The organism is Rhizobium leguminosarum (assembly GCF_002953715.1).
GTDB lineage: Bacteria > Pseudomonadota > Alphaproteobacteria > Rhizobiales > Rhizobiaceae > Rhizobium > Rhizobium leguminosarum_V.
Genome location: NZ_CP025012.1, coordinates 708,252 through 734,842, shown reverse-complemented (window position 1 = coordinate 734,842; position 26,591 = coordinate 708,252). Strand labels below are relative to the sequence as shown.

Here is a 26,591-nt window from a genome sequence, read left to right as displayed (position 1 = left end):
ATCATGATGTCAGCGGCGCTCGGCCGCGGCTTCCGCAACACTGCGGAACGGGAACTTGCGCCCGCATTCGCATTTGATGACGAAGTTTTCTTGGTGGTTGGAAGGCCGCTGCACGCCAAAGCCGCGCGGCAGCTGATCGACCTTGAAATCCGGGTGCTTGCGCTTGGGATCATCAACTTCCGAGGCTTCGGCAAAGCCCTCATTGCCGCATTGCGGACAGCTCAGTTTTTTCGAAAATCGATCGCGAAGGGCCATGCTCGTTCCACTGCTTCCGGCCTCTCAGGGAGCGGCCATGCTTTCCTCATACAAGGCCTCATACATAGGAATGCCCCTCATGCATAGAAAGGTTGGCCGGCGAAAGTGGAACCAAGTGCCGAGGCTGCCGTTCCTTTTTCGAAAAGGAGGCGATCATGCCCAACAGAGACCCGATCCCGACACCCAATGCCGATACGCCGCGCGGCCCAACGCCGACCCCCGGCATTCCCGACCCCATCCAGCAAAAACCGCCGCTGACACCAGCGCAAGATCCGGCCGATACGAAGAACCCGCAGGATCCGCCGCTCAATCCGGCGCTGCTGCCGATCGGGGATCCGGCGGGGGCGGCGTAGAGCGTCACCGCTGCTGTTAGTTCGTGCCGATGGCTGCCCCTCACCCTAACCCTCTCCCCGTAAACGGGGCGAGGGGACGTGCCACGCGAGAGGTGGAAGGGGAACGGAGAGGTCGCGGCATGGTCCCTTCGCCCCGCGAGCGGGGAGAAGGTGGCGGCAGCCGGATGAGGGGCTGGCCTCAGCGATCTCCCAGGCCAAGGACGGCTTGACGCCCTCGCCCGAATGGCCTTTCCTCGGGGAAAATGCATTCCAAGGAACACACCAATGCGCATTCGTCTTCTCATCACCGTCATGGCCACGATCGTCGCCGGGCTTTCCGCCTGCCAGACGATGACGCCGGAGGAGCGGCGGGCGGCGGATGAGCAGCGGTGCCTGAGCTACGGCTTCCGGCGCGGCACGGATGGTTTTGCCACCTGCCTGCAGCGCATCGATCTCGACCGGCGCGCCGAATCGCGGGCGCAAAGCGCTGAGATGATGAACAACATGGCCTGGGAGCTGAACGGGCCTTATATCTACCGCGATCGCTGGCGGCGGCATCACTGAGCCCTCGAGCACCCTGCCCCAGACTCCACCGAATATCTTACAAGCTTCCCCGCAGGTCTTTCGGACCCCGGCGGATCTCTTCCAGACCTGAAATCACCGCCTGCGCCGCCGCCAACCTCGCGATCGGCACGCGGAACGGCGAACACGAGACATAATCGAGGCCGATCGTCTCGCAGAATCGGATCGAGGCCGGGTCGCCGCCATGTTCGCCGCAGATGCCGAGCTTCATGTCGTTGCGGGTCCGCCTGCCGCGTTCGGCGGCGATGCTGATCAATTCGCCGACACCGTCGAAATCGAGCGAGATGAAGGGATCGTGCTCGATGATGCCCTTGCGCTGATAAGTAGGGATGAAGGCCGAGGCGTCGTCGCGCGAGATGCCGAAGGTGGTCTGCGTCAGGTCGTTGGTGCCGAAGGAGAAGAATTCGGCGACTTCGGCAATCACATGGGCGCGAAGGGCTGCGCGCGGCAGCTCGATCATCGTGCCGACGAGATAATCGATCTTCATGCCGGCCTCGCTCATCACGTCGCCGGCGACGTCATCGATGCGCGCCTTGACGTAATCGAGCTCGGAGCGGAGGCCGACGAGCGGCACCATGATCTCCGGCACGACGGCAGCCCCGGTCTCCTGGGCCGCGGCAATCGCCGCTTCGAAGATGGCGCGGGCCTGCATCTCGACGATTTCGGGATAGGAGATCGCCAGCCGGCAGCCGCGATGGCCGAGCATCGGATTGAACTCGTGCAGCGCATCGACGCGCTGGCGAAGCACGGATGCCTCCATGCCCATGGCGAAGGCGACCTCGGCCACCTCGTCATCGGTCTTCGGTAGGAATTCGTGCAGCGGCGGATCGAGCAGGCGGATCGTCACCGGCAGGCCGTGCATGACGGTGAAGAGGCCGGTGAAATCCAGCCGCTGCATCGGCAGCAGCTTGTCGAGCGCCACCCGCCTGCCCTTTTCATCGACGGCCAGGATCATCTCGCGCATGACATGGATGCGCTCACCCTCGAAGAACATGTGTTCGGTGCGGCAAAGGCCGATGCCTTCGGCGCCGAAGGAGCGGGCGGCGAGCGCATCGGCCGGCGTATCGGCATTGGTGCGCACCGTCATGCGCCGGGCGCGGTCGGCCCAGCCCATGATGCGGCCGAAATCGCCCGACAGCGCCGGCTGGATCATCGGCACCTCGCCCTTCAGCACCTGGCCGGCCGAGCCGTCGATGGTGATGATATCGCCCTTCTTGAGGGTGACGCCGACGCCGAGCAGCCGCTCGTTGCGTTGATCGATGCGCATGGTGCCGGCGCCGACAACGCAGGGGATGCCCATGCCGCGGGCAACGACCGCCGCATGGCTGGTCATGCCGCCGCGGGTGGTGAGGATGCCTTCGGCGGCATGCATGCCGTGAATATCCTCGGGGCTGGTCTCAACCCTGAGCAGGATGACCTTGCGGCCTTCGGATTCCGCCTCGACGGCCTCTTCCGCCGTGAAGACGATGGCGCCGGTGGCAGCGCCCGGCGAAGCCGGCAGCCCGGTGCCGATCACCTGGCGGGTGACGCGCGGATCGATTGTCGGATGCAAGAGCTGGTCGAGGCTCGAAGGCTCGATGCGCAGCACCGCCTCGTCTTCGGTGATCACTCCCTCGTCGACCATGTCGACGGCGATCTTCATTGCCGCCCGGGTCGAGCGCTTGCCTGAACGGGTCTGCAGCATCCACAGCCTGCCGCGCTCGATGGTGAATTCGATATCCTGCATGTCGCGGTAATGGATCTCGAGCTCGGTGCAGATGCGGCAGAGCTCGCGAAACGCCTCCGGCATCAGCTTTTCCATCGAGGGCTTTTCGGAGCCGGAGGAAATCCGCCCCTCCTCGGTGATGCTTTGCGGCGTGCGGATGCCGGCCACCACATCCTCGCCCTGGGCATTGACCAGGAATTCGCCGTAAAGCGCGCTTTCGCCGGTCGAGGGGTTGCGGGTGAAGGCAACGCCGGTGGCAGACGCATTGCCGAGATTGCCGAAGACCATCGCCTGGATGTTGATCGCCGTGCCCCAGCCTTCCGGAATATTGTGGAGCTGGCGGTAGGTGACGGCGCGCGCGCTCATCCAGCTGGAAAAGACGGCGCCGACCGCGCCCCAGAGCTGAACTTCGGGATCCTGCGGGAATTCCTGCTCCAGCTCCTCCTCGATCAGCTTCTTGTAGAGCGAGACGATATGCTGCCATTCCGAGGCGCTGAGTTCGGTATCGAATTCATGGCCGAGCTTGGCCTTTTCGTCTTCCAGGATCTCCTCGAAGGCGTCGTTGCCGAGACCCATGACGACATCGGCATACATCTGGATGAAACGGCGATAGCTGTCCCAGGCAAAACGCGCGTCGCCGGCATCGTGGCCCAGCGCCTGCACCGTCTCGTCGTTGAGGCCGAGATTGAGCACCGTATCCATCATCCCGGGCATCGAGACGCGGGCGCCGGAGCGCACCGAGAGCAGCAGCGGCTGGCTGACGGAACCGAAGTGACGGCCGGTGACCGCCTCGATCGCCGATATGCCGGCGCGCACCTCAGCCTTCACCGCATCCTCGATATGGCGGCCATTCTTGTAATAGGTGTTGCAGGCGTCGCTGACGATCGTCAGTCCCGGCGGCACCGGCAATCCCAGGGCGCACATTTCCGCCAGATTGGCGCCCTTGCCGCCCAGAATCTCGTGATCGCGCGCCCGGCCCTCAGCCTGCCCGTCGCCGAACCTATAGACCCACTTGGTCATCTTCCCCCCAACACCAAATCGGGATCAGCTTAATCCGTTGGTGTTGAAATGAAAATCGACAAATGCGGCAGAATGTTGCGCTGCACAATAAATCTTGGCCGCGGCCGGCATCGAAACGGTTGAAAGGCGCCCAAACAGAAAACAAGGCACAAAAAAAGCTTTGCGGGACTGCAACAATGTCCCGCAAAGCCTTGTTTCCGTCCGGCCAGGAAAACCGGACGGGGGGTCCCTCAACCCAGGAACGGCTCAGCTTTTTGTAAAACAGAACCGCTCTGACCTCGTCATACGCAATTCCTGAGAAAATAGATCGCTACTTCCCAAGATTTGCTCTCGGTTTCCGGTTCTTGCCCTCGCCCGGAAAACCGCACGCAAATTCGACAATGCGCAACCTTTGGTCGCCCGCTTTCCAGCGGAGTAATTAGGTTGCGTTGAAACAACTTCTAATGCAAGTCAGCGAAAAGAGCATCACCCAAATGGGGTACAAGCGACAAGAGAGCCGACCTTTTTTGGTGTTTATTGCTCGGCCCTTGATTTTACGCAATTTATGGACGCAAAACCGCGCCGCACCTTTGCTGAAATTGCGCCTGCGCTCGGCGGCTCCATGGATGCTCGGGTCAAGCCCACTGCTGTCCGGTTGGAGCTAACGGCTTGCCCCTCACCCTAACCCTCTCCCCGCTCGCGGGGCGAGGGGACGTGCCTTGCGAGAGCGAGGTGGGAACGGAGAGCGCGCGGCATGTCCCTTCGCCCCGTTTACGGGGGTCCGAAGGACGGGTCGAGACCCGTGGCTCGACCCCGGCTGGTGCCGGCAGGCGGATGAGGGGCTGCTCTCGCCAATCCCCTGGGCCGGGATGTCCAGTGACAGCCAGCCCTTCCCCGACGCAGAAAACGCGTTCGTCGAAAACCTCAGGCAATCTCGCGCAGGCGCTCGGCCATTTGCAGGTCGACGGAGACGAGTTGGGAGACGCCCTGTTCGGCCATGGTGACGCCGAAGAGGCGGTTCATGCGGGCCATGGTGATCGGATTGTGGGTGATGATGACGAAGCGGGTTTCGGTGGAGGCCGCCATTTCGTCCATCAGATTGCAGTAGCGCTCGACATTATGGTCGTCGAGCGGCGCGTCCACTTCGTCGAGCACGCAGATCGGCGCCGGATTGGTGAGGAAGACGGCAAAGATCAGCGCCATTGCCGTCAGCGCCTGTTCGCCGCCGGAGAGCAGCGTCATGGTCTGCGGCTTCTTGCCGGGCGGACGGGCGAGGATTTCGAGGCCGGCTTCGAGCGGATCGTCGGATTCGATCAGCTGCAGCTCGGCGGTGCCGCCGCCGAAAAGATGGGTGAACAGCCGCTGGAACTGGGCGTTGACGATGTCGAAGGCGGCGATCAGCCGTTCGCGGCCCTCGCGGTTGAGGCTCTGGATGGCGCCGCGCAGCTTGCGGATCGCATCGATGACGTCGTCGCGTTCCTTGATCAGCGCTTCGAGCTTCTCGCTCAGCTCCTTCTGTTCCTCGTCGGCGCGCAGGTTGACGGCGCCGAGCCGCTCGCGCTCGATCCTCAGGCGCTCCAGCTCGCGCTCAACTTCGCGCGGATCGGGAAGCGCCTGCATGGTCGGGCGCCCGGTCAGCTGCAGCGCCTCGTGCGGCGCGACGTTCAGGACCTCGCGGATGCGGCCTTCGCTTTCCTGCCGCTTCTCGCGGGCGGAGACGAGACGCTCCTCGGCACGGCCGCGGCGTTCACGGCGTTCGGCAAGTTCCGACAGTGCCGTCGTCGCCTTTTGGTCGGCCTCGCGCTGGATGCGTTCGGCCTCGGCCAGAAGATCGCTGGCCTGGCGGCGCGCCTCCTCGGCCTTTTGCAATTCGCTGAGCAGGGCGCGGCGCTTATCGTCGAATTCGTCCGGCGCCAGTTCGAGCTCGGCTGCCTCTTCGCGCGCCTCTTCCTCGCGTTCGCGCAGCGTCGCGACATGATCTTCGGCGCTTGCCGCCCGCTGGCGCCAGGTGTCGCGCTCCTGGCCGATCGCCATGATGCGGCGCTGGCGGGCTTCGTTTTCCCTCGCCAGGCTTTCGTGGCGTGCGCGGCTTTCGGCCAGCGCGCCGCGATCGGTCGCAACTTCCGCCTGCTGGAACCGCAGCCGCTCGTCGATCGCAGTCAGATCGGGCGCGTCTTCCAGCTCGATGCGGGCATTCTCTTCCTGGACGGCGATCTCCTCCAGCTGCGCGCGCAGCTGGCTGGCGGCCTCGCTGACGACATCGCGGCGGCGAATGAGATCGCCGGAGGCACGCTCGGCGGCGGCAAGCGCATCGCGCGCTTCGGCGAGATGACGCGCCGACAGGCGGCTCATGTCGCGGGCCTCGGCAAGCCGGCGCTCCTCAGCGCGGATTGCTTCGGCGGCGGCTGCCTGCCGCTCTTCGGCTTCGGCAAGCACGTCGCGGGCAAGGGCTGCTTCGCTTTCGAGCTCGGCCAGGCGGTTCTTCTGGGCAAGGCGGAGCGCCGCCGCACTCGGGGCATCGGCACCGGTGACGTGGCCATCCCAGCGATAGACCGCGCCCTCTTTGGTCACCAGCCGCTGGCCGGGCTTCAGCGCCGCCATCAGCGACTGCGCCTCCCCTTCCGCGACAAGGCCGATCTGGCGCAGGCGGCGGGTGAGTGCGGCGGGGGCGCGAACATGGGTCAGCAGCGGCGCAACACCTGATGGCAATGCCGGATCGGCGGCGCCATCACCATTGTCCGACCAATGGGCCGGCGCCTCGGCATCGAGCGGCGATTCCAGATCGTCGCCGAGGGCAGCACCGAGTGCGGTCTCAAAACCGCGATCGACCTTCAGCTCGTCGGCAACCGGCGGAAACTTCCCAGCCGCGGCACCAGCGGCCAGCATGCGGGAAATGGTGCGCGCCTCGGTCTCCAGCGCATTCAGGCTCGAACGGGCCTGATCGACCGGCGCGCGCGACAGCGCCTCGGTCTGGCGGGCGCTCGCAAGTGCCTGGTCGACCACCTGAACGGCGGCTTCCGCGTCGGCGACGGCGATCTCGCCGGCCTCGACGATGGCGCGTTTTTCGTCGGGATCGGGCAGGCCGGCGATCTTCTCGCCGACGGCTGACAGTTCCTGGTTTGCCTCATCCATCTGGCGTTCGAGGCGCATCCGGCGGTCCGTGAGATCACGGATGGCGCGTTCCAGCTGGTTGCGGCCGGCAGCGGCCTCGGCGCGCTCGGCTGTCAGCTGGGTGAAGATGCGCTCGCTGTCGGCAAGTTTTGCCGCCGCCTCCTCAAAGGCCTCGCGGGTTTCCTCGGCATAGCGGCCGGAATCGGCGAGGATTTCTAAAATCTCCGCCTCTTCGGCATCGAGCCTCGCCAGGATGACGGCATTGTCGGCCACCAGCCGCTCCTCGCGGCTGATATCCTCCGCAAGCTGGGCGAGACGGCGGGTCAGCTCGTCGCGGCGGCGCAGGATGCGGCCGGCATCTTCCTCCAGCTGGCTTCTGGCGATCTGCAGGCGCTGCAGGGCGGCAGCGGCACGCGCCTCGCCCTCGCGCAGTTCCGGCAGTTTCAGACTGGCGATGCCCTGGTTCTTCGCCGCCTCCATCTGCATCTGCGCCTTTTCGGCAACGACGGAGGTCGCCTGGTTCAGCGCGCTGTCGGCCTCGGCCTCGGCTTCCTTGGCCTGCACCCAGCGGATATGTAAAAGCATCGCTTCGCGGGCGCGGATATCGGCAGACAGCGTCTTGAAGCGGTTTGCCTGGCGGGCCTGGCGCTTCAGGCTCTCGATCTGGCTTTCGAGCTGCGAGGTGACGTCGTCGAGACGCTCGAGATTGCCTTCGGCGGCGCGCAGCCGCAGTTCGGCCTCGTGGCGGCGGGAATGCAGGCCGGATATGCCGGCCGCCTCTTCGAGCAGCTGGCGGCGGGCCTGCGGCTTGGCCTGGATCAGCTCGCCGATACGCCCCTGCCCGACCATCGAGGGCGAACGCGCGCCGGTGGAGGCGTCGGCAAACAGCAGCTGCACGTCCTTGGCGCGGCTTTCCTTGCCGTTGATGCGATAGAGCGAGCCCTGTTCACGCTCGATGCGGCGGGTGACCTGGATCTCGTCGCTGTCGTTGAAGGCGGCAGGCGCGGTGCGCTCGCCATTGTCGAGATAGAGCGCCACTTCGGCGGTGTTGCGCGCCGGGCGGTTTCCCGAGCCCGAGAAGATCACGTCGTCCATGCCGGAGGCACGCATGTTCTTGTAGGAATTCTCGCCCATCACCCAGCGCAGCGCTTCGACGAGGTTCGACTTGCCGCAGCCGTTCGGGCCGACGACGCCGGTCAGTCCCCGCTCGATGATGAATTCCGTCGGCTCGACGAAGGATTTGAAGCCGACCAGGCGCAGCTTGTTGAACTTCATGCAGCCGCTCCGCAGCGCGGGACGGGCTTGTCACGCAGCCACAAAAAAACGGGCGCACGGCTTTCGCCGGCGCCCGTTCTATCGAAACGATCCGGTTCAGAGCAGGCTGTCGATGAGCTTCGACAAGGTTTCAACCGGCATGTCTCCAGAGTAGCGCTTGCCATTGATCAGGAAAGTCGGGGTGGCATTGACGCCAAAATCCTTGGAACCTCTTTCCCGCGTGGCATTCACTTCATCCAGAAGCTTCTGGTTCGTCAAGCATTTCGTGAAGCTATCCTCAGTAAATCCGGCAAGCTTCGACATCTGCAGCAGTGCGGCGCGGCCATCATCGGCGGCGGCCCAGATCTGCTGCTGCTTGAAGAGCATGGAAACCATCGGGAAATACTGTTCCGGCGTGCTCAACTGCTCCGGATTGGAGGCGCTGCAGCGGGCGAGCATGAAGGCTGCGGCGGCGCGCGGGTCGAAGGGGAATTCGCGGATGATGAACTGCACCTTGCCGCTGTCGACATATTTCTGCTTGATCGTGTCGAAGGTGGTGTTGTGGAAATGAGCGCAATGCGGGCAGGTCATCGACATATATTCGACGATCTTGACCGGGGCGTCAGCCTTCCCGAGCGCCATCTCCGGCAGCGTGCCGGGCTTCAGCACTTCTGCCATGTCGACATCGCCGTCGGACTCCGGCATTTCGGTTGCCGCTGTGGCCGCCGTCTGCATGGTGTCAACATTGGTGCCGTCGGCCATGGTCTTGCCGGAGGACGAAGCATCGGCAGCGTCCTTGCTGTCGTTGCAGGCGACAAGCGCCACGGCAGCTGCGGCGATGGCGATACCGCTGAGCAGGCGGCGTTTCGTCAGTTGCATTTCGGACATCTGCATGGATTCCCCATAACTAATGAGATTGACGGCGTGACTGTGCGATATAACGGCTTGCGGCCACTCACAAGGCACGGTTCGCCAACTTCCTTCAAAGAATTGTGACCGCGGGAAGACGACTAGACCAAAAATTGCGAGATTGGTCCGTCTGCGAATTCTGCCGGTAGGTATCGCGGGGGCTGCCAGCCCGTATCGGCTGGTCGATGAAACTCAGTCGTCCAACCCGTAACGCGCCGTCAGCTCGGCCAGCGGCACGGTATCGCCCTCGTCGCGGCGAAGTTCTTCGAGGCGCCTTTCGGCAAGATAGACATCTTCCAGATCGTCGAGATGCGCGAGGATGGCTTGACGAACATAGAAGCTCTTGCTGCGGCCCGTACGCTTGGAAAGCTCAATCAGCCGCGCTTCGATATCAGGGGGCAATTGCAAGACCAGCATGACTTTTCTCCCGTCTGCTATAGAAGTATAGCAGACGGCTATTCAGAGGTATATTTTAATGCATTCTTTGACGAAGGCTTTTCTCTATTATGTGCTTATTGCCTCGGTCGCATTGGCCATGAACGTCACGAGCGCGCACGCCTCTGAAGACGGCGGCAATATTGTTTTCAATCAGATGCTTAGATGTCTAAAGCTGCCCGCGGACGCGCCGAGTGCTTATAACTTCCTGATTGTGGCGGTCATCAAAGACGGATCTGCCGACTTTTTATCCGTCAACTTCCGCACACCACCATCCGAATGGGAAAAAACGGCAGCCCCGTTGATCGCTGATGCGATCACGCAGTGCGAGCCTTATAGCTCGATCTCGGGCAGGATGGAATTCGCTGTTACGCGCGAGCTTATCGAAGCGGGATCAAAAAACTGAGCATGCGGAGATAGGGCGTTTTGCTGATCAGCGTTGATTCCCCCGCTTGCCCATCACCGCGGTGCCCAAGCGCTGGATTGCCTGGCGCAGCTTGTCGTTCTCGATGCCCTCCATCATGCCTTCGAGCTTGCGGGCGGCTTCGCCTTTCAGCGGCGGCGGGGTGCGGGAGCGGCGGATGGGTTGTGAGACCGGCTTCTGGACGATGCGGATCTGGTGGACGGCGGCAAAGCCGAAGAAGCTGTTGATGCGCTGGATGAGTTCGCCCTGGGCATGGGTGAGGAAGAGTGCACGCGCGCCTTCGCAGGCAATGGTCAGCACGCCGGGGCGGAAGCCGCCGACCTCATTGCCGCCGCGGGCCCAGGCGATCTTCTCCGGTCGGGTGCAATCGGCGAAATCCTCGCCGGCGATTTCGCTCCACGAGCCGAGCAGAGCCGTGCTGATGCCGGCGCGCCGGGCAAGAACCGGATCGATCAGCCCGTTCGCCAGCTCGGAGATCTGCTTTGCACCTTTGCGTGGATAACTCATCGAAACCCTTCAGCGACGCCGCCAATTCGCATGCCAATTCGTATTGGCGACTTGATCGCGCGGCATTGCTTCGCCAAGTATAGGCACTTCCCCCTATCGCGGCAAATCATGACGATCACCACACTCGACACGCCCTCAGCAAAGCCCCTGCTCGACTGGTACGATCGCCACCACCGCGACCTGCCCTGGCGTGTGGCGCCCGGCATGGCGGCCCGCGGCGTCAAGGCCGATCCCTATCGCGTCTGGTTGTCCGAGGTGATGCTGCAGCAGACGACGGTGCAGGCGGTCAAACCCTATTTCGAACGGTTTCTCAAGCGCTGGCCCGAGGTGACCGATCTTGCCGCAGCTGAAAACGACGCGGTGATGGCCGCCTGGGCAGGGCTTGGCTACTACGCGCGGGCCCGCAACCTGAAGAAATGCGCCGAAGCGGTGGCGAACGAGCATGGCGGCGTCTTTCCCGACACCGAAGAGGGTCTCAAGTCGCTCCCCGGCATCGGCGATTATACGGCCGCCGCCGTCGCAGCCATCGCCTTCAACCGGCAGGCGGCTGTCATGGACGGCAATGTCGAGCGGGTGATCTCCAGGCTTTATGCGATCGCCACGCCGCTTCCAGCCGCCAAGCCCGCGATGAAGCAGAAGGTGGCGCTGTTGACGCCTGCCGATCGGCCCGGCGATTTCGCCCAGGCGATGATGGATCTCGGGGCGACGATCTGCACACCGAAGCGGCCGGCCTGTTCGCTCTGTCCGTTCCGGGGTGCCTGCGAGGCGCTCAAATTTTCCGATCCCGAGCTCTTTCCGGTCAAGGCGGCAAAGAAGGAGAAGCCGGTCAGATATGGCGCGGCCTTCATCGCGGTAACCGGTGATGGCGAGATCCTGCTGCGGCGGCGCGTCGACAGCGGCCTGCTCGGCGGCATGACCGAGGTGCCGACGACGGCGTGGACGGCGCGCATCGACGGCGAGACCTCGGCGAGCGCCGCCCCCTTCCATGCGGCATGGCAGGCCTCTGGCACCGTCATCCACGTCTTCACCCATTTCGAGCTCAGGCTTTCGATCTGGCGTACGGCAATCGCTGCCAAGGTCGCCATGGATGACGGCACGAATGACGGATGGTGGGAGCCGGTTACAAATCTTGAAGCCCAGGCCTTGCCGACCATCATGAAAAAAGCGATCGCAGCGGCTATTCCTCTCGCGTTTAAAACATCCAAGGGATGACCATGACCACCGACATAAGACATATCGTTTTCGACATTGGCAAAGTCCTTATTCATTACGATCCGCATCTTCCCTTCAGCCGCCTCATCCCTGATGAAACGGAGCGCAACTGGTTCTTCGCCAATGTCTGCACCCATGACTGGAACATCGAGCAGGACCGCGGCCGGACATGGGCGGAAGCCGAAGCGCTGCTGATCGAACAGCACCCGGCGCGTGAAGAACAGATCCGCGCCTTCCGCAAATATTGGCACGAGATGGTGCCGCACGCCTATGACGACAGCGTCGCGATCATGGAGGGGCTGATTGCCGAGGGGCGTGATGTGACGATGCTCACCAACTTCGCCTCCGACACCTTCCGCGAGGCGCAGGCGCGCTTCCCCTTCCTCAACCGACCACGCGGCGTCACCGTTTCCGGCGATGTCGGCCTGATCAAGCCCGATGTCGCGATCTACGAGACGCATACGAAAAGTTTCGGCCTCGATCCCGCTGCGACGATCTTCATCGACGACGCGCCGGTCAATGTCGAAGGCGCCAAGGCCTATGGCTGGAATGCGGTGCTGTTTTCGGGGCCTGAGAAGCTGCGCAGCGATCTCGCCGCTTACGGATTGAAGGTCTGAGATCCATGGCATTCGACCCCGCAGAAGAGATCGAACGCTTTCACGCCGCCATCAACGCCCTCGATTTTCCCGTCATCGAGGCCTATTTCGCCGAGGACGCGACCTATGTCTCGAACGGCGTCGGCGATCTCACCGGCCGCGCCGAGATCATGGCTGCCTTCCGGCGTTATTTCGACGACTATCCCGATCAGACGGCGGAAAATTCGCTGGTGGAAACGTTGACGCCGCTCTCCGGCCGATCGGTCTGGTCGGTGCGCGCCACCCACAGCAAATCAGGCAAGCCGCTGATCCGCGAGGGTGAGGAGACGATCACCTTCAATGCGGAAGGGCGCGTCACGCGGGTCGACGTCACCGATTATCAGGACTTCTGACTGGAGCAATTCCAGCAAAAGTGTAGAGCGGTTTTGCGTCCGGAATTGCGCAAAAACAAAAAGAGGACGCCCGGGGTTTGACCCCGGGCGCTTTGGTCTTCTTCCGCAACTGGAGGGAAATCGGAAGAAGGTCGTTTCGATCCGTTAGAGGCGCTGCTCACTCCGCCTTTGCCAGATCACTGCGGATGACGGACCTGAGATCGTCGATCGGGCGCAGGGACTGCCCGTCTTCGAAATGCCAGAAGGTCCATCCGTTGCATGCATCGAGCCCCTGCACCTTGGCGCCGAGACGATGAATAGAGCCGGCCTCGCCGCCTGAAGCGACCGTGCCGTCGGCGCGGACGATGGCGCTATAGCGGCGCTTGGCGTCGGTCAGCACTTGGCCGGGCTTGATCAGGCCGCTTTCAACAAGCACGTTGAAGGCGACGCGGACTTCGGCCTTCTTGCCGGTCATGACGGTCAGTTCCGCCTTGCCGAGCGGCTCGACGGCGGCGATGCGGGCCGAGGCCGCATCGATATAATCCTGTTCGCGCTCGATGCCGACGAAGTGACGGCCGAGACGCTTGGCGACGGCGCCCGTCGTTCCCGAGCCGAAGAAGGGATCGAGAACGATATCGCCAGGCTTGGTCGAGGCCATGATGACGCGGGCGAGCAGCGCTTCCGGCTTCTGCGTCGGATGGGCCTTCTTGCCGTCCTCGCCCTTCAGCCGCTCGCTGCCGTTGCAGATCGGAAAGAGCCAGTCGGAGCGCATCTGCACGTCGTCATTGGCGGCCTTCAGCGCATCGTAATTGAAGGTATAGCCCTTGGCCTTGGCGCTGGGGCTTGCCCAGATCATCGTCTCATGGGCGTTCTGGAAACGGCGGCCCTTGAAATTCGGCATCGGGTTGGTCTTGCGCCAGATGATATCGTTGAGGATCCAGAAATTCAGATCCTGCAGCGTGGCGCCGACGCGGAAGATATTGTGATAGGAGCCGATCACCCAGATCGAGCCGGTCGGCTTCAGCACACGCCGGCAGGCCAGCAGCCAGGCGCGGGTAAAGGCGTCATAGGCCTCGAAGGAGGCGAACTGATCCCATTCGTCGTCGACTGCATCGACCAGCGACTGGTCGGGACGATGCAGCGTTCCGCCGAGCTGGAGATTATACGGCGGATCGGCAAAGATGATATCGACGGAGTGGCTGGGCAAGGCTTCAAGGGCGCTGACGCAATCGCCCTTGATGATCGTGTCGACCCAAGAGCCCGGCCGGGAATCCGACTTGACGGAAGCCTTGAGGTCGGCAAGCGGAAAAACTGATGCCATTCTGATACTCACTCATACGCTCTACGCTTAACTGTCCGTTATGGTTACGCAACTTAGTTACCAAAGCCTGAAGCGGTGGCCGATTTCGGGAATTTATTCGGCTGGCAGTCGGGCAACCGGGGTGAGATGGCCTGAGCCCGTCGCGGCTGAATTGAGGTTCGACGGCGTCAGCCATCTTTCTATTCAAGATTTTCCCGGGTATCGGCAATACTCGTTATCGAGTCAAACATCAGCGTATATTCCAACAATATAGTGTCTGTTATTTTACCATCCTGAGTTCTTGTCATCTCGCAGCTAACGCTCTTCTCAAAATAGCTGCCCTTTATGCTGCATTCTCCATCGATTTCGTTTTGACTGCGGTGGGTCAAGCGCGCAGCATCCGAGATTGCCCGTTCTGGGAATGTAACTCCAATGCGATCAGGATTCTGGATGAACATGATAATCGTCGAAATTATCAGGAGCGCTAAGACAATGAAAATAAAAGAAAATATGGCGGCCCAAGTAAATTTGATTATCCTTGAAGCCCACACGATTTGGATTTCCCGTCCAGTTTGAGATTTAGACCGTAGATAGCATTTCCTTCAATTTGATAGATGAAATAAATTCGTTGTCACGCCCATAGTTCAAACCGGTTGCGCCAGTTGCGTGACCGCGAGAATGCCAACGAAGGGTGTTAGGTTCTTCTCCATATTTTCAAGATCAACAAGCAGCTTTCAGGGCGCCCGTGGACAGCGTGGATTGGACGCCATGCGTCACGCCGCATCGTGGACGCTGCGGCTGTCGGCCGGCGCCTCGTCGCGTTCGAACATGCCGTAATCGCGAACGACACTGGCAATCCGCAGGCGATAATCGGCGAAGATGCCGCCGCGTCCGGCCTGCTGGGCTGCCCGGTGCGCCTCGAGATTACGCCATTCCTTGACCGCCGCCTCGTCGCGGAAAAACGAGAGCGACAGCAGCTTGCCGCGGGTCGTCAGGCTCTCGAAACGCTCGATCGAAATGAAGCCGTCGATCTTTTCGAGCTCGGCGCGCAGCTCGCCGGCGAGATCCAGATATTTGTGGCGTTCGCCCATATAGGGCACGACTTCGAAGATGACGGCGATCATGACAGCACCAGCTTGGCGTGAGGAGCGGAGACATTTTTGAGGAAGATGCGATCCTCCTTCAGGATGAAGCCTTCGCGTCTGGCAAATTCGTAATTCTCGCGGCCGAGCGGGTCGGAAGCCAGCCGTGCGCGATAGGCTTCGTAGGCGGCAAGGCTTTCGATATTGTAGACGCCGTAGGCCGTCGTTGCCGAGCCCTCATGCGGACCGTAATAGCCGATCAGGTCGGCGCCATTCTTCGGAATCGCCTGGCCCCAGTTGCGGGCATATTCGGCAAACGCCTCCTTCTTGAAGGGGTCGATCTGATAGCGGATGAAGCAGGTGATCATATAGTTTCTCCTTTGGCTGCTCACCCGTTTTCGCACATTGCCTGACGGCGATGCTTCGGTTACGATCGAAGTATGAAGGAAGGTCCAGACATTGCGCAGATCGGCGCGCTGATCGGCGATCCCGCCCGCGCCAACATGCTGGCGGCACTGACCGGCGGCCGGGCGCTGACGGCGACCGAGCTTGCCGGCGTCGGCGGCATCACCGTGCAGACGGCGAGCACGCATCTTGCCAAGCTTGAGGCCGGCGGGCTGCTTGCCCAGCGCAAGCAGGGCCGCCACCGTTATTTCACGCTGGCTGACGAGGCCGTCGCCCGGCTGATCGAAAGCATGATGGGCTTTGCCGCCGGACGCGGCCATCTGCGCCACCAGCCGGGACCGAAGGAGCCGGCGCTGCGCAAGGCGCGCATTTGCTACGATCACCTTGCCGGCGATTACGGCGTGCGCATGCTCGACAGCCTGATTGCCTCCGGCTCGATCGACGCAGTCGGCGACGGCCTGGCGCTGACGGAAAAGGGCGAAGGCGATCTCAAACGCATCGGCATCGATGTCGGCGACCTCAGATCGTCGCGCCGCCCGCTCTGCCGCTCCTGCCTCGATTGGAGCGAAAGACGCGCCCACCTCGCCGGCAGCCTCGGCAAGGCCCTGCTTTCAAGCTTCCTCGACAAAGGCTGGGCGCGGCGCACGGCCGAGAGCCGCTCGATCCTGTTTTCCCCGGAAGGCGACCGGCAGTTCCTGAGGCTTTTTCCGGTCGAGGGCTGATCGCTACCATTTCACGCTGAATCCGATCTTTGCGCCGATGGTGTTGCTGTCGCCGAAGTCCTTGAGGCTGGTGCTGGCAAAGGCTTCGCCGTGGGCTGCATAACGCTCATCGGCCCAACTGAGTGAACCGCCCAGGCCAAGACCGCCCCAGAGGGCTTGGTTTTCGCTGACGACGCTGGTCCCAGAGACATCGACTTCCGAGCCGTCGAGGAAGTCATAATAGAGATTGGCGATGCCGTAGACCGTCGAGTGGCTGGTCTTTCCGGAGGCATCCTTCCAATCGCTGTCAAAATCGGCCGAAATGCCGAGGCGACCGGTCAGGCTGTCACCATCATCGAGCGATACATCGGCGCCAAAGGCATCGGTGAAGCTGTCGAAGCGCACCGAGGAATAGGCGAGTTGCGCCTGCGGCGTCAGCGACCACTGGCTAGTCAGAGCGATCTTCTGTCCGGCTTCGACGCTGAACCCATAACCGAGGCCGTCATTGCCGTCGGCAAGCGAAGTTTGAAGTGTCGACGATTTGAGATCGCTGTCATACCAGGTGACGGCAGCCTGCGTGTCGATGTAAAAGCCGCTCTTGCCGTACCAGGTCAAGGTGCCGTCGAAGCCATAACCCGTTGTGTCGATGTCGCCCTTGCCGAAGCGCGAGGAGATGTCGGCCGAAGCGGTGTTCATATGAAAGTTGATCCCGCCGATCAGAGCACCGGCCTCGCTTTCGCGCAGCATTCCGTCGACACCCGCCTGCAGCGTCCAACTGCTGACCTCATAGTCGGTGCCGGTGGTCGAGCTTTCCGGCTCGAAGTGCGAACGGACACCGCCGATGCGGGTCTGGATCCCGGTGGCTGCGGTGTTGCCGTCCTGGTCTTCGGATCGATCACCGTCGAGCATCCAGCCCCCGGTGCGCTGGCGTAGCGTGCCGAACTGGTTGAGGCTTTGCAGCACGCCGGCATAGGCCTCGTAGACCGGCACACCGGGCGCATAGATCGGTCCGATCGCGACGCCTGCGGCATCGAGCTCGGTCGATCGGAGATACCAGTCGCCATCGGCAGGCGTGCTGACGCCGCCCTGGTAGAGGCGATAGGCATATGCGCCGCCGACCACGGCCTGATCACCCTCGAACACATAGTCGCCGAGCAGCGAGAAGTTGCCTGCGGATATGCCGCCGACATCGATGATCTTGATGCCTTCGACCGTCTGCGCCCCGCCACCACCGAGATTGGTGACCGTGACATCAGTCGTGCCCGCTGTATTGCCCGTCACCACCAGACGGTCGGATGGAGAGGCATCGCCGCCGAGGATTGTTTCGATCTCGAGGACGCCGCCACTGCCGGTATAGTTGCCTGCGATCGTCAGCGTGCCGATCGAATTGCCGGGTGCCACCACGCCGGCATTGGTCACATCGCCGAAGATCGTGCCGATGCCGCCGAGAATGCCGGTGCCCGATGTCGTGACCGGGCTGGTGATCGAACCATTGACGGCAAGCCGGCCACCGCTCACAGCCGTCGCGCCGGTATAGGTGTTGACGCCCGATAGCGCCTGATTGCCACCAGAGACGGTCAGTCCGCCCGTGCCGCCGATGACGCCGCCGAAGGTGTCGTTGGCATTGGTGATCGTCAGAGTTTGGGCGCCGAGCAGCACGCTACCGCTGCCCGCCAGGCTCTGGATGGTCGGCGTCGTGGCGGCCGAAACGTTGAAGATGCCATCCGCGACAACCCGGCTGGAATTGGCGATGGCGCCGGCGCCGGATAGCGTGAGGCTGCTGCCGAAGTCGATCTGCGTCTCGCCGGTATAGATGCTGCTAGCCAGGAGGCTGAAGACACCGCCACCGGTGACGGTCAGGCCACCGACGCCTGAAAAGCCAGACGTTGCGTCGGTTCCTACGGCAAAGCCTGCGGTGTCGATCGTCAGCCCGCCGGAGAGCAGGTTGAGTTCGGTGCCGGAAAATCCGTTGATGAAAGTCGCGTTGGCGGCCGACGCGCGCAGAATGCCGTCGTCGAAATTGGCCTGGCTCGCGCCGGGGCCGCCCCGGAGGGATAGCGTCTGCAAGGTGCCGCCGCTGCCGATGTTGAGCGTGCCCGACGACGCGGCACCGCCGCCCAAGATTGTATTGGATCCCGTGGTGACTTGCCCGCCATTTTCAATGTTGAGCGTGCCTGTGCCTTGAAAGCCGACATAAAAAGTTCCAGCGGGTATGTTCCATTGCGATCCTGAGCCGGTGACTGTGACGGTCCCGGAGCTTCCGGCTACGATCGCAAGCCGGGCGATGCTTGTGCTGGTCAAACGGCTGCCGTTCTGGATCGTGAGTGCGCCAGACACACCGGCGACTTGGCCCACGTTTATGGCGCCTATCGAAACGACGCTTGGCCCGCCTATCCCGAGGACTGTATCCGGCCGCGTTGCACCCGCTCCGCCGATGTTGACAGTTTGACCTGCCACCGGAGCGGTCCCGGTCGACCAGTTGCTGCCGTTCGTCCAGTCACTGCTTGACGCGCCGGTCCAAAGAGCGACTTGGGCCGATGCCGCTCCTGCGGAGAGTGCCACCAGCGCCGCCCCCAAGGCACCGATCAACAGACCTCGCAGAGTCAGAGACGTGGCGGCCATCTTGTTGATGGCACCTCCCAGCATATTGCGGCTCATGATCGTCCCCGGAATCGTTTACGGAACAATACGGTAGGTGAGGCGCAGAAGGATGACAACCTGCCGGCTCTACTAAATGCTCCTAAAGCTTGAACATTCCTTGCCAATTTCAGGCAAGTTGTAAGGTCCCGAAAGATCGACCCAGCTCGCAAGATGAGTTCGGTCCTTGGGCGTCCGCTCAGTTCAAGCAAACCGCCAGGCGACAGTCAAAAGTGCCGCCGGCGATGGATTGCGCCATACATTGAAGCGCGAATTCGAGCATAGGCCTTTGGCTGTGACAGCCGCCACGATCTCGATCTCATTCCAACGGCGCATGTCCCCCGAGATCGCATGCGAAGCAGATGCAATGTCGCGCCCCATTCGTTCAACCATTCCGCGACAAGTGATCAAAAGTGAGATTGCGATGTGAACCCTTTTTGGAGCCGTCCCCTTGCCCGCGGATCTTGCCCGTTCACGCCGCTTACGCGCGCGCCGCCCCAGCTTCCCGAGCGCTCACGCACCTGCCCTCTTTTCATCTTCCTGCCGCACATGCGCCCGCAGTGCCGCAAGCGTAAGGGCCAGCGCCGCGTGATTGCTCTCGGCTTCACCGACGACATTTTCGTCCTCCCGGATCTCGCGCAGCTGCGCGCCGTAGAGCGACTCGTCCGCTGTCTGGCGGCTGCGGGCAAGGTGCCAAACCGCATCCGGCCGGACTTCCCGGCACAGATCGATGGCGTGATTGACGTCGTGTGTGAAGGGCCGCGCCATCAGGAAGCCGTGCTCTGACTTGATACTGCTCGGCAGATAATCGTTAGGACCGTCGAAATCGTTGGGCTCGGCCGGCCGGAATTGCTTCAACAGAAAGGCACAGGTGATGAAGGCGTCGATCCGGCTGTCGGGCATGTCAGTCTTTTCCAGGGTTTCGATGATGTCCTCGATCGTCATGCAGTCTTCCTCTTCATCCATTCTCTAGGCATGCCGCTTGTTCTCCTCCCAAGAGCGGCGGTGGCGTCCTCCTCGATCGCCATCTAGTGCATGAGTTTGCCAAAGGTAGTCCCCGGGCTGCGGTTAGTCTGGCATGACGCGGATTTGATCGATCTCGGTGAAGCTCGGAATACTGGTTCCAACCTAGAGCGCGGACATGAAACCGTCTCATCACGCTCGATCGTAAGCGATGGCGACCAAGCCAGACCAAGGTCCGAAGGCCATCCGACTGAGTGCCTAAGGCAGGAACAGTGGGTCGAAACCGAAGTTTGTCACCCAGCTATCCATCCGCTCCGGATGCGAAAGCAGGCAACAACAAACGGAGGAATACACCATGATGAAGGCAACACATCTGGCCTTGGCGGCCGCCCTTTTGGCTGGCACGGCTGTTTCCGGTTTCGCACAATCGTCAAGCACCGTTGGCACTGGCGGTTCGTCGGCCGGCGGCGGAACTGCGAGCAGCACGATCGGTACTGGTGGCAGCTCTGCCGGGGGCGACTGCCCTGCTGGCGCGACCAATTGCAAATCCGGCTCGTCCTCGACGGTCGGCACCGGCGGCTCATCAGCCGGCGGCGGCACCTCGAGCAGCACGGTCGGTACCGGCGGCTCTGCCGCAGGTTCGGGCGATGCGAATTCCGCCTCGAGCGTCGGAACGGGTGCCTCGTCCGCCGACGGAGACAAGACCGGCAGCACTGTCGGCACCGGCAGCAGTGCTGCGGGAAGCTCTCACGACAGCAAGGGCAAGAAGGGCTGTGCACCCGGACAGGTCAAGAAGGACGCCGCCGGCACCAAAGGCTGCTGACGATGTCGGCCGGCGCCTTGATGGCGTCGGCCAAGCCCTCGGAGATAAACCAATGGCAAACTTTTCCACAATCGCACTGGGGGCTTCACTCGCCCTGATCGTCGGACAGGCAATGTCCGAGGAGATCAAGCTCGATGACGGAACGACATGCACCGTCGTCCGGTCCCAGGCGGGGGATATGTCCACCACCGTGACGGCTGGCAACGGACATGTTTCCTCATCGACCACGACCGGCGGCGGATCGACCGGTTCCTCTTCGTCGTCCGCCTCAGCCGGTTCATCTGCCGGATCGGGAAGCGTGGACAGTTATTCGACCGCGAGCGTCACCCGGCCTGACGGCACCGTGATTACGAAACGGTCGGATGGAACCTGCTCCATCACCAAGCCGAAGAAATAGGAGATGGCAATGAAACACATCAACCTTATCGCAGCCGCCTCGATCGCGCTGCTCGCGTCGAGCCCAGCCGTTCTTGCCGAAGAGTGCAATGCGGCCGGAACGGTCGAAACAGGCGGGAGCGCTTCGGCCGGAGGAACGTCTGCCAGCTCGGTCGGAACCGCAGGCAACTGTCGAACCGACGGTGGCACGACATCTTCGATCGGATCGGGCGGAAGTGCCGCCACCACCGACGGCAACGCGCAAAGCAAGACTCATATCAACGACAATGGCGATAAGCTTAAGGCGCAGACCAAGGCTCAGGCGGTGGACAAGGGAACGTTCAGCAAGTCCCGCACCAAGACCAGCACCGACGGCAGCACGCTGGAAAGCACGACTCGCACCATGTCGCATGTCCCTGGCGAAAAGCCGGTGAAGAACACAACCAATCGGAAGATCATCCTGCCGGAAGAATAGTCGGATGGGGCTCGTGCATCGCAAACATGGACGAGCCCCACCCCTATTGCATCTTCGGCGCCGTGAGGTGCGGCACCGACGCATCCGCTCGGCGCGCAAAGATCTCAACCATTTGTCGAGAATGAAATATCAACCACAACCTGTTGTTTTTGCGCCGCTAAGCCACATGGTGCTGAGAAAATAATTAAGCATGTTCGGCTACTCTCACGTTCTGAATTAACGTGAGAACCCTGTCATGGCATCGATCCAGCATAAGATCATCATCGCGAGCATTGCGATTTTCGGGTTGGCGGGCGGCGCCACAGGCGTCGGTATCTGGTCCGCCTCCATCCTTTCTGCAAACAGCGCCGATGTCAGCCAGTCAGCGCAAATTCTGCGCAATCACATGCAGGCCGACATGATGCATGACGCGCTGCGCGCGGACGTGCTCGCGTCGATGCTGGCATCCAACCCGGCAGCAGGCATCGCCGCTGACGCGGTGAAGGCAGATCTGGTGGAGCACGAGGCGTCTTTCCGCGAGATGATCGACGCCAACAAGGCGCTTGCCTCCGACGAAAAGACCAAAACGATCCTTACCGGCGTCGAACGTCCCCTCCTTGCCTATATGGAAAGCGCCACTGCGATGGTCGATCTCGCCGGCAAGGATCCCACCGCGGCGTTGAAGGCATTACCGGAATTCATGGCGCAGTTCTCGACGCTGGAAACGGCCATGGAACAGACCGGGGACCAGATCACGGCGGCGTCGGACGATATTTCCAAGCATAGCGCCGAGATAAAAGCTTCGGTCGATATTGTTCTGAAGGCACTTCTGGCTGCGGCCGCGCTGTTTGCGCTCGGCCTCTATTTCCTGACCCGCAAGACCGTCACCAAGCCGATCCTTTCGCTTTCCAATGACATGCAAAAGCTTGCCGGCGGTGACACGGCCATTGCCTGCACCGGGATCGGCCGCACCGATGAAATCGGATCGATGGCATCGGCCGTCGAAATCTTCCGCCAGGCGGCGATTGCCAATAAGCAACTCGAGCAAGACGCCGAGGCAGCCCGATTGCAGGGCGAAGCCGAGCGGGTCACGGCGCGCAAGCAGGCCGACGAAGATGCAGCCGAACGGCTGCGGGCGGCGACATCGGGGCTCGCCGCAGGCTTGAAGCGGCTTGCATCCGGCGATCTCGCGTTCCAGATCGACGAGCCGTTTGCGCCCGATTTCGAGGGCCTCCGGCATGATTTCAACATGTCGATCAGGCAGCTCGATCAGACGCTCAGCGCGATTGCGACCGCCATTGCCGCGATCGACGAAGGCACCAGGGAAATCGCCTCCGGGGCCGGCGATCTGTCGAAACGAACCGAACAGCAGGCAGCCTCTCTCGAAGAAACCGCCGCAGCGCTCGATCAGATCACCGCCAATGTCTCGAACTCGAGCAAGCGGACCGATGAGGCACGCACTGAAGCGACCGATGCAAACCGCAATGCCGCCAAGTCTTCGGAAGTCGTGTCGCATGCCGAAGAAGCCATGCGCCGCATCGAGGCTTCGTCCCAGCAGATTTCCAGCATTATCGGCGTGATCGACGAGATCGCCTTCCAGACCAATCTGCTGGCGCTGAACGCCGGCGTCGAAGCGGCACGCGCCGGAGACGCAGGCAAGGGTTTTGCGGTGGTAGCCCAGGAAGTCCGCGAGCTCGCCCAGAGATCGGCTCAGGCGGCAAAGGAAATCAAAGGCCACATCCAGAAATCGTCGGTGGAAGTAGATAGCGGCGTCAAACTGGTTCTCGACACCAGCCAGGTTCTGAAGGCGATCAGCGAGCAGATTGCCCGCATCAATCAGCACATGGATGCAATCGCCGTATCGGCCAGAGAGCAGTCGACCGGCCTTGCCGAAGTCAACACCGCCGTCAATTCCATGGACCAGGTGACCCAGCAGAACGCGGCGATGGTGGAGCAATCCACCGCGGCATCCGGCCAGCTTGCACAGGAAGCGGCAAAGCTGCGTGAACTGGTTTCCCGGTTCAGGCTTCGGCCGACGGCTTCGACGCAATCTGCAGCCGGACGCCGGGGTGGGCAGCTGGCGGCCTGACGGCTGGTATCTGCTCGCCATTGTTCATTCCTACGCCAACCCGACACGACCGATCCGGCAGCAATGCCGGAGCCGGTCGTCTGCCGCATCGCAGCCATGCTTGAGATCAGGTTGAGCTTTGGCCGGGCATCGTGTAAAGCCGCAGCATTCCCGGACAAGGCCCAGACTTTCAGCAAGGCGTGAACATATGGACGGCTTCGACCTCATCATCTTCGATTGCGACGGCGTTCTCGTCGATTCGGAAATCATCGCGGCGGAAGTCGAATCCGCGCTTCTGACAGAGGCCGGATATCCGATCGGCGTCGAAGAAATGGGCGAGCGCTTCGCCGGCATGACATGGCGCAACATCCTGCTGCAGATCGAGCGTGAGGCGAGCATCCCGTTTTCGGCCTCGCTGCTGGACAAGTCGGAGCATATGCTCGACCTCAGGCTGGCGCAGGACGTCGAGGCCATTCCGGGCGTCGAATTCGCCGTCTCCAGGCTGCCGATCAAGCGCTGCATCTGCTCGAATTCGAGCACCAAGCGGCTCGAGATGATGCTGACCAAGGTGGGCCTGAAGCCGCTGTTTGCGCCGAACATCTTTTCCGCCAAGGACCTTGGCCCCGACCGCGCCAAGCCGAAGCCCGACATCTTCCTGCATGGCGCAAGCCAGATGGGTGTTTCGCCTGACAAGGTTGTCGTGGTCGAGGATTCCGTGCACGGCGTGCATGCGGCGCGCGCCGCCGGCATGCGCGTCATCGGCTTTACCGGCGCCTCGCACACCTATCCCGCCCATGCCGACAAGCTGACGGATGCCGGCGCCGAAACGGCGATCTCCCGCATGAGCGACCTGCCAGGCGTCGTCGCCGCACTGGCGGCCTGGGACAATGTTCTCTGAACGCTTTAGGTTTTGAGGCCGCGGTCGCGGGCTATGCAGAGAGCATTTCCTAAAAACCAGAAGGTGCCATTCAAAGTCAGCCAGATCATATCGATTGAAGGCAACCAGGTCTCGTACTGTGTCTGAATGTTCTGACCTGTTGACCTGCGAAGGACATTTACTGTTTTACTTGTTGATATGAACCGCGACATCAAATCGGAAAAAATCCTTGCGCGTTATGCGACTGGAGAACGCATTTTTCGGGACTTGGACCGTGACGACGGCACTTACGATTTCAGCCATTCTGATCTTCGTGGCGCCGTTTTTTCTGGAAATCACTTTTTTGCAAGCTTTAGGGAGGCCAACCTGGAGTGCGCAGACTTCTCCCATTGCAACGTCAAAGCGTCCGACTTCTCGCGAGCGAATCTAGCATCGGCAACATTTTTCGGATCGGCAATCGATGCTGCCATCTTCGATAGTGCGGATTTAACAGGCACCACTTTCGAAGAGGCCAGCGCTTTCGGATATGTTTTCGGCAGGGGCGAATTACCGCCGCGCTGATTGTACGGAATCCGTCGAGTGGTTCATGAGTTCATGACCTGAATCAAGCGAACTTCTCGGGACGGCGCTCGAAAGAGCCGTAACCAAATCAATAGCGGAGAGGTTTATGGATATTGCTGACATCCGCAACCGCGCGCAGGGAGTAAAGCCGGGAGAAGTGACTACCCGTGAGATCGAATACGCCAGAGAAATCCTTTCTGCTGCGAAGGGAAATATTAGCGCCGCACTGTATGTCGTCGGGCTATGCGGTGAGCCGACTGATGCACGGTTGGTCGAACCATATCTCTTTGGCGAGGAACGTGATGTCTACGGAGAATTGGCGCTCAAAATATTATGCCGATATATGGGCCTTATCGATGCCTACAAAGATCTGTTGCGCGCCCTGATCATGTCCGACGAGGATATTGGATGGCAAAATAGCCGAATGACGGCGATACATCTTGCCGATGTGTATCTCGAAAAACTCCATGATAATGCGATCGGTTGCAAGTTGCTGGAAATCATGATGACTGAGAACGATCAGGATCGCTTATCTGCTCGATTTAGCCTGATCGAGATTTTAGGCCTCAGGCAAATCCTGGCAGACCCATTTGCTATTGAATTTGACGAATTCACTGAAGATTTGCAGATTATTATCGCTGCCGCGCAAGCGCGATTTCACTGTTCGGCCGAGGCGCCAATCATTCACTAAGCGGCCTCGCACGTCGCCTTCGGCATCATCCCAACGGTATCCGTGTTAGCTGCTCTTCTTGGTCTTTGCCGGCTGGGTGTCGAAGCCGATATTGACGCGCACCAGGGCGCCGGAGCCGACCGGCATCTTGATGCCGTCCTTGCGGAAGATGACCTGCGTGCCCGGCGCACCCGCCGGGATTTCGGTCGGGAACTTGGTGACTTCGGAATAGAGCACGGTCTCGCCGTCGACGACGGAGATGCGGATCGGCAGCGTCAGCGGGCCTGGCGCGCCGGCCGGGCCGGTGATCAGGCGCAGCTGGGCGACGACCGTCATCGTCAGGTTCGTGTCGCTCAGCGTGCACTGGCGGGTGTAATCGCCGAAGGAGGCCTGGTAGACGATCTGCTGCGGATCATCCTTCTTGCCCTTGGCATAAGTGCGGAAGATCGCGTCCTGGTCACGCATGAAGATCTGCGGGCAGGCGCCCTGGACGACGGGGGCGACCGTGCCCTGCGCCGTCGTGCCGGTGCCGATCGAGGGATTGTTCGAGGAGGGGTTGGCGGGCGCCAGCGGCATGATCTGGGCGGTGCCGTTCGGCTGGGCCGGCGGCGCCGACGACTTGCTGTCACCGCCTATGCCGAGCGAGTTGCAACCGGTAAGCAGGGCAAGAAAAGATGCGGAGACGATGAGACGCGAGACCTTGCCGAGCACCATATTCCATCCCTTGTACAAGCGTTTCTTGGAGGCCCCATGTCTTTTTCGCGAGGCCTTTCATGACGGTTTGCGATGGTCTATATCAGCGGCGCAAACAAAAATCGATTGGGTAAGCGCCGTTTTGATGCACTTTTCGACGCCGAATGCGGGCAACTTCAAAAGCATACAAGCAAAGCCCTGCCGGCAGGGCGGCCCGTTTTCGATTTCCGGCCCAGATTTCCGGCAGAGCGGCCATGGCGACGCCCGGCCGGATTTCCTCCAGCGATAGA

27 protein-coding genes are annotated in these 26,591 nt (G+C 61.6%); 14 read left to right on the top strand and 13 right to left on the bottom strand.

The window, feature by feature from the left end; all coding sequences use genetic code 11:
* Positions 1 to 9: 9 nt before the first annotated feature.
* A complete protein-coding gene (locus CUJ84_RS03610; RefSeq protein ID WP_003557210.1) occupies positions 10 to 255 on the bottom strand; it encodes a hypothetical protein in 246 nt (81 codons plus the stop codon).
* Positions 256 to 410: 155 nt separating this feature from the next.
* On the opposite strand from CUJ84_RS03610, the gene CUJ84_RS03605 reads away from it, so the two are divergent.
* Both CUJ84_RS03605 and CUJ84_RS03600 read left to right on the top strand, forming a co-directional pair.
* Entirely contained in the window at positions 411 to 608 is a 198-nt protein-coding gene (locus tag CUJ84_RS03605) for a hypothetical protein (RefSeq protein WP_003546062.1), read from the top strand.
* 264 nt (positions 609 to 872) lie between these two features.
* Complete coding sequence (locus CUJ84_RS03600; RefSeq protein WP_105005215.1) at positions 873 to 1,151, top strand: hypothetical protein; 279 nt, start codon at positions 873 to 875, stop codon at positions 1,149 to 1,151.
* A 37-nt stretch (positions 1,152 to 1,188) separates the two neighbouring features.
* Here CUJ84_RS03600 and ppdK read toward each other — a convergent pair whose 3' ends face one another.
* The 4 genes from ppdK to relB all read right to left on the bottom strand — a co-directional run bounded on the left by ppdK (position 1,189) and on the right by relB (position 9,564).
* Positions 1,189 to 3,894 (bottom strand): pyruvate, phosphate dikinase, encoded by a 2,706-nt coding sequence (gene ppdK, locus CUJ84_RS03595; protein WP_105005214.1) that lies wholly within the window; start codon positions 3,892 to 3,894, stop codon positions 1,189 to 1,191.
* A 903-nt stretch (positions 3,895 to 4,797) separates the two neighbouring features.
* A complete protein-coding gene (locus CUJ84_RS03585) occupies positions 4,798 to 8,259 on the bottom strand; it encodes a chromosome segregation SMC family protein (RefSeq protein ID WP_105005212.1) in 3,462 nt (1,153 codons plus the stop codon).
* 96 nt (positions 8,260 to 8,355) lie between these two features.
* On the bottom strand, positions 8,356 to 9,126 hold the full coding sequence (locus tag CUJ84_RS03580; RefSeq protein ID WP_432444905.1) for a DsbA family protein: 771 nt from the start codon (positions 9,124 to 9,126) through the stop codon (positions 8,356 to 8,358).
* A gap of 213 nt (positions 9,127 to 9,339) precedes the next feature.
* Complete coding sequence (gene relB / locus CUJ84_RS03575) at positions 9,340 to 9,564, bottom strand: type II toxin-antitoxin system RelB family antitoxin (RefSeq protein WP_105005210.1); 225 nt, start codon at positions 9,562 to 9,564, stop codon at positions 9,340 to 9,342.
* Positions 9,565 to 9,622: 58 nt separating this feature from the next.
* Between relB and CUJ84_RS03570 the strand changes: the two genes are divergently transcribed.
* A complete protein-coding gene (locus CUJ84_RS03570) occupies positions 9,623 to 9,988 on the top strand; it encodes a hypothetical protein (RefSeq protein ID WP_105005209.1) in 366 nt (121 codons plus the stop codon).
* A 27-nt stretch (positions 9,989 to 10,015) separates the two neighbouring features.
* Here the strand turns inward: CUJ84_RS03570 and CUJ84_RS03565 are convergent, their stop codons facing one another.
* Positions 10,016 to 10,513 (bottom strand): DUF721 domain-containing protein, encoded by a 498-nt coding sequence (locus CUJ84_RS03565; protein WP_105005208.1) that lies wholly within the window; start codon positions 10,511 to 10,513, stop codon positions 10,016 to 10,018.
* 108 nt (positions 10,514 to 10,621) lie between these two features.
* Between CUJ84_RS03565 and mutY the strand changes: the two genes are divergently transcribed.
* From mutY to CUJ84_RS03550, 3 genes are read left to right on the top strand one after another with little or no spacing between them, the layout of a single operon-like run.
* On the top strand, positions 10,622 to 11,725 hold the full coding sequence (gene mutY, locus CUJ84_RS03560) for an A/G-specific adenine glycosylase (RefSeq protein WP_105005207.1): 1,104 nt from the start codon (positions 10,622 to 10,624) through the stop codon (positions 11,723 to 11,725).
* A gap of 2 nt (positions 11,726 to 11,727) precedes the next feature.
* Positions 11,728 to 12,342 carry an HAD family hydrolase gene (locus CUJ84_RS03555; RefSeq protein ID WP_105005206.1) on the top strand — a complete coding sequence of 205 codons (615 nt, stop codon included), beginning with the start codon at positions 11,728 to 11,730 and terminating at the stop codon, positions 12,340 to 12,342.
* Between the two features lie 5 nt (positions 12,343 to 12,347).
* On the top strand, positions 12,348 to 12,713 hold the full coding sequence (locus tag CUJ84_RS03550; RefSeq protein WP_105005205.1) for a nuclear transport factor 2 family protein: 366 nt from the start codon (positions 12,348 to 12,350) through the stop codon (positions 12,711 to 12,713).
* Between the two features lie 157 nt (positions 12,714 to 12,870).
* On the opposite strand, the gene CUJ84_RS03545 is transcribed toward CUJ84_RS03550, so the two are convergent.
* The 4 genes from CUJ84_RS03545 to CUJ84_RS03530 all read right to left on the bottom strand — a co-directional run bounded on the left by CUJ84_RS03545 (position 12,871) and on the right by CUJ84_RS03530 (position 15,442).
* Positions 12,871 to 14,013 carry a site-specific DNA-methyltransferase gene (locus tag CUJ84_RS03545; RefSeq protein ID WP_075224704.1) on the bottom strand — a complete coding sequence of 381 codons (1,143 nt, stop codon included), beginning with the start codon at positions 14,011 to 14,013 and terminating at the stop codon, positions 12,871 to 12,873.
* Positions 14,014 to 14,192: 179 nt separating this feature from the next.
* Positions 14,193 to 14,450, bottom strand: coding sequence for a hypothetical protein (locus CUJ84_RS03540; RefSeq protein WP_226532118.1), 258 nt, complete (start codon positions 14,448 to 14,450; stop codon positions 14,193 to 14,195).
* A gap of 315 nt (positions 14,451 to 14,765) precedes the next feature.
* Complete coding sequence (locus CUJ84_RS03535) at positions 14,766 to 15,116, bottom strand: antibiotic biosynthesis monooxygenase family protein (RefSeq protein ID WP_105005204.1); 351 nt, start codon at positions 15,114 to 15,116, stop codon at positions 14,766 to 14,768.
* Positions 15,113 to 15,442 (bottom strand): NIPSNAP family protein, encoded by a 330-nt coding sequence (locus CUJ84_RS03530; RefSeq protein WP_075224706.1) that lies wholly within the window; start codon positions 15,440 to 15,442, stop codon positions 15,113 to 15,115. Before CUJ84_RS03530 ends, CUJ84_RS03535 begins: the two co-directional genes overlap by 4 nt.
* A gap of 72 nt (positions 15,443 to 15,514) precedes the next feature.
* Between CUJ84_RS03530 and CUJ84_RS03525 the strand changes: the two genes are divergently transcribed.
* Positions 15,515 to 16,201 (top strand): ArsR/SmtB family transcription factor, encoded by a 687-nt coding sequence (locus CUJ84_RS03525; protein WP_105005203.1) that lies wholly within the window; start codon positions 15,515 to 15,517, stop codon positions 16,199 to 16,201.
* Between the two features lie 3 nt (positions 16,202 to 16,204).
* On the opposite strand, the gene CUJ84_RS03520 is transcribed toward CUJ84_RS03525, so the two are convergent.
* Positions 16,205 to 18,517, bottom strand: a complete 2,313-nt coding sequence (locus CUJ84_RS03520; RefSeq protein WP_105008077.1) for an autotransporter outer membrane beta-barrel domain-containing protein — start codon at positions 18,515 to 18,517, stop codon at positions 16,205 to 16,207.
* An 813-nt stretch (positions 18,518 to 19,330) separates the two neighbouring features.
* The gene (locus CUJ84_RS03515; RefSeq protein ID WP_245457515.1) at positions 19,331 to 19,762 is read right to left on the bottom strand and encodes a hypothetical protein; all 432 of its coding nucleotides are present in this window, start codon (positions 19,760 to 19,762) and stop codon (positions 19,331 to 19,333) included.
* Positions 19,763 to 20,135: 373 nt separating this feature from the next.
* Between CUJ84_RS03515 and CUJ84_RS03510 the strand changes: the two genes are divergently transcribed.
* The 7 genes from CUJ84_RS03510 to CUJ84_RS03480 all read left to right on the top strand — a co-directional run bounded on the left by CUJ84_RS03510 (position 20,136) and on the right by CUJ84_RS03480 (position 25,629).
* A complete protein-coding gene (locus CUJ84_RS03510; protein ID WP_105005201.1) occupies positions 20,136 to 20,603 on the top strand; it encodes a hypothetical protein in 468 nt (155 codons plus the stop codon).
* A gap of 52 nt (positions 20,604 to 20,655) precedes the next feature.
* On the top strand, positions 20,656 to 21,000 hold the full coding sequence (locus tag CUJ84_RS03505; protein ID WP_105005200.1) for a hypothetical protein: 345 nt from the start codon (positions 20,656 to 20,658) through the stop codon (positions 20,998 to 21,000).
* A gap of 9 nt (positions 21,001 to 21,009) precedes the next feature.
* Positions 21,010 to 21,453 carry a hypothetical protein gene (locus tag CUJ84_RS03500; RefSeq protein ID WP_105005199.1) on the top strand — a complete coding sequence of 148 codons (444 nt, stop codon included), beginning with the start codon at positions 21,010 to 21,012 and terminating at the stop codon, positions 21,451 to 21,453.
* A gap of 235 nt (positions 21,454 to 21,688) precedes the next feature.
* Positions 21,689 to 23,521, top strand: a complete 1,833-nt coding sequence (locus CUJ84_RS03495) for a methyl-accepting chemotaxis protein (RefSeq protein WP_105005198.1) — start codon at positions 21,689 to 21,691, stop codon at positions 23,519 to 23,521.
* A 187-nt stretch (positions 23,522 to 23,708) separates the two neighbouring features.
* Positions 23,709 to 24,398, top strand: coding sequence for an HAD family hydrolase (locus CUJ84_RS03490; protein WP_105005197.1), 690 nt, complete (start codon positions 23,709 to 23,711; stop codon positions 24,396 to 24,398).
* A gap of 177 nt (positions 24,399 to 24,575) precedes the next feature.
* Positions 24,576 to 24,938, top strand: a complete 363-nt coding sequence (locus CUJ84_RS03485) for a pentapeptide repeat-containing protein (protein WP_105005196.1) — start codon at positions 24,576 to 24,578, stop codon at positions 24,936 to 24,938.
* A gap of 106 nt (positions 24,939 to 25,044) precedes the next feature.
* On the top strand, positions 25,045 to 25,629 hold the full coding sequence (locus CUJ84_RS03480) for a hypothetical protein (RefSeq protein ID WP_105005195.1): 585 nt from the start codon (positions 25,045 to 25,047) through the stop codon (positions 25,627 to 25,629).
* Positions 25,630 to 25,674: 45 nt separating this feature from the next.
* Here the strand turns inward: CUJ84_RS03480 and CUJ84_RS03475 are convergent, their stop codons facing one another.
* Positions 25,675 to 26,322, bottom strand: a complete 648-nt coding sequence (locus CUJ84_RS03475) for a hypothetical protein (RefSeq protein ID WP_105005194.1) — start codon at positions 26,320 to 26,322, stop codon at positions 25,675 to 25,677.
* Positions 26,323 to 26,591: the final 269 nt, after the last annotated feature.

Excerpts from the sequence above, each read along its gene's own strand:
- CUJ84_RS03525 (WP_105005203.1), top strand. The coding sequence starts at position 15,515 with ATGAAGGAAGGTCCAGACATTGCGCAGATCGGCGCGCTGATCGGCGAT.
- relB (WP_105005210.1), bottom strand. The coding sequence starts at position 9,564 with ATGCTGGTCTTGCAATTGCCCCCTGATATCGAAGCGCGGCTGATTGAG.
- CUJ84_RS03530 (WP_075224706.1), bottom strand. The coding sequence starts at position 15,442 with ATGATCACCTGCTTCATCCGCTATCAGATCGACCCCTTCAAGAAGGAG.
- CUJ84_RS03485 (WP_105005196.1), top strand. The coding sequence starts at position 24,576 with ATGAACCGCGACATCAAATCGGAAAAAATCCTTGCGCGTTATGCGACT.
- CUJ84_RS03480 (WP_105005195.1), top strand. The coding sequence starts at position 25,045 with ATGGATATTGCTGACATCCGCAACCGCGCGCAGGGAGTAAAGCCGGGA.
- CUJ84_RS03500 (WP_105005199.1), top strand. The coding sequence starts at position 21,010 with ATGAAACACATCAACCTTATCGCAGCCGCCTCGATCGCGCTGCTCGCG.
- CUJ84_RS03505 (WP_105005200.1), top strand. The coding sequence starts at position 20,656 with ATGGCAAACTTTTCCACAATCGCACTGGGGGCTTCACTCGCCCTGATC.
- CUJ84_RS03510 (WP_105005201.1), top strand. The coding sequence starts at position 20,136 with ATGATGAAGGCAACACATCTGGCCTTGGCGGCCGCCCTTTTGGCTGGC.
- CUJ84_RS03570 (WP_105005209.1), top strand. The coding sequence starts at position 9,623 with ATGCATTCTTTGACGAAGGCTTTTCTCTATTATGTGCTTATTGCCTCG.
- CUJ84_RS03475 (WP_105005194.1), bottom strand. The coding sequence starts at position 26,322 with ATGGTGCTCGGCAAGGTCTCGCGTCTCATCGTCTCCGCATCTTTTCTT.
- CUJ84_RS03540 (WP_226532118.1), bottom strand. The coding sequence starts at position 14,450 with ATGTTCATCCAGAATCCTGATCGCATTGGAGTTACATTCCCAGAACGG.
- CUJ84_RS03550 (WP_105005205.1), top strand. The coding sequence starts at position 12,348 with ATGGCATTCGACCCCGCAGAAGAGATCGAACGCTTTCACGCCGCCATC.
- CUJ84_RS03545 (WP_075224704.1), bottom strand. The coding sequence starts at position 14,013 with ATGGCATCAGTTTTTCCGCTTGCCGACCTCAAGGCTTCCGTCAAGTCG.
- CUJ84_RS03565 (WP_105005208.1), bottom strand. The coding sequence starts at position 10,513 with ATGAGTTATCCACGCAAAGGTGCAAAGCAGATCTCCGAGCTGGCGAAC.
- CUJ84_RS03610 (WP_003557210.1), bottom strand. The coding sequence starts at position 255 with ATGGCCCTTCGCGATCGATTTTCGAAAAAACTGAGCTGTCCGCAATGC.
- mutY (WP_105005207.1), top strand. The coding sequence starts at position 10,622 with ATGACGATCACCACACTCGACACGCCCTCAGCAAAGCCCCTGCTCGAC.
- CUJ84_RS03535 (WP_105005204.1), bottom strand. The coding sequence starts at position 15,116 with ATGATCGCCGTCATCTTCGAAGTCGTGCCCTATATGGGCGAACGCCAC.
- CUJ84_RS03515 (WP_245457515.1), bottom strand. The coding sequence starts at position 19,762 with ATGACGATCGAGGACATCATCGAAACCCTGGAAAAGACTGACATGCCC.
- CUJ84_RS03555 (WP_105005206.1), top strand. The coding sequence starts at position 11,728 with ATGACCACCGACATAAGACATATCGTTTTCGACATTGGCAAAGTCCTT.
- CUJ84_RS03605 (WP_003546062.1), top strand. The coding sequence starts at position 411 with ATGCCCAACAGAGACCCGATCCCGACACCCAATGCCGATACGCCGCGC.
- CUJ84_RS03580 (WP_432444905.1), bottom strand. The coding sequence starts at position 9,126 with ATGTCCGAAATGCAACTGACGAAACGCCGCCTGCTCAGCGGTATCGCC.
- CUJ84_RS03495 (WP_105005198.1), top strand. The coding sequence starts at position 21,689 with ATGGCATCGATCCAGCATAAGATCATCATCGCGAGCATTGCGATTTTC.
- CUJ84_RS03490 (WP_105005197.1), top strand. The coding sequence starts at position 23,709 with ATGGACGGCTTCGACCTCATCATCTTCGATTGCGACGGCGTTCTCGTC.
- ppdK (WP_105005214.1), bottom strand. The coding sequence starts at position 3,894 with ATGACCAAGTGGGTCTATAGGTTCGGCGACGGGCAGGCTGAGGGCCGG.
- CUJ84_RS03585 (WP_105005212.1), bottom strand. The coding sequence starts at position 8,259 with ATGAAGTTCAACAAGCTGCGCCTGGTCGGCTTCAAATCCTTCGTCGAG.
- CUJ84_RS03600 (WP_105005215.1), top strand. The coding sequence starts at position 873 with ATGCGCATTCGTCTTCTCATCACCGTCATGGCCACGATCGTCGCCGGG.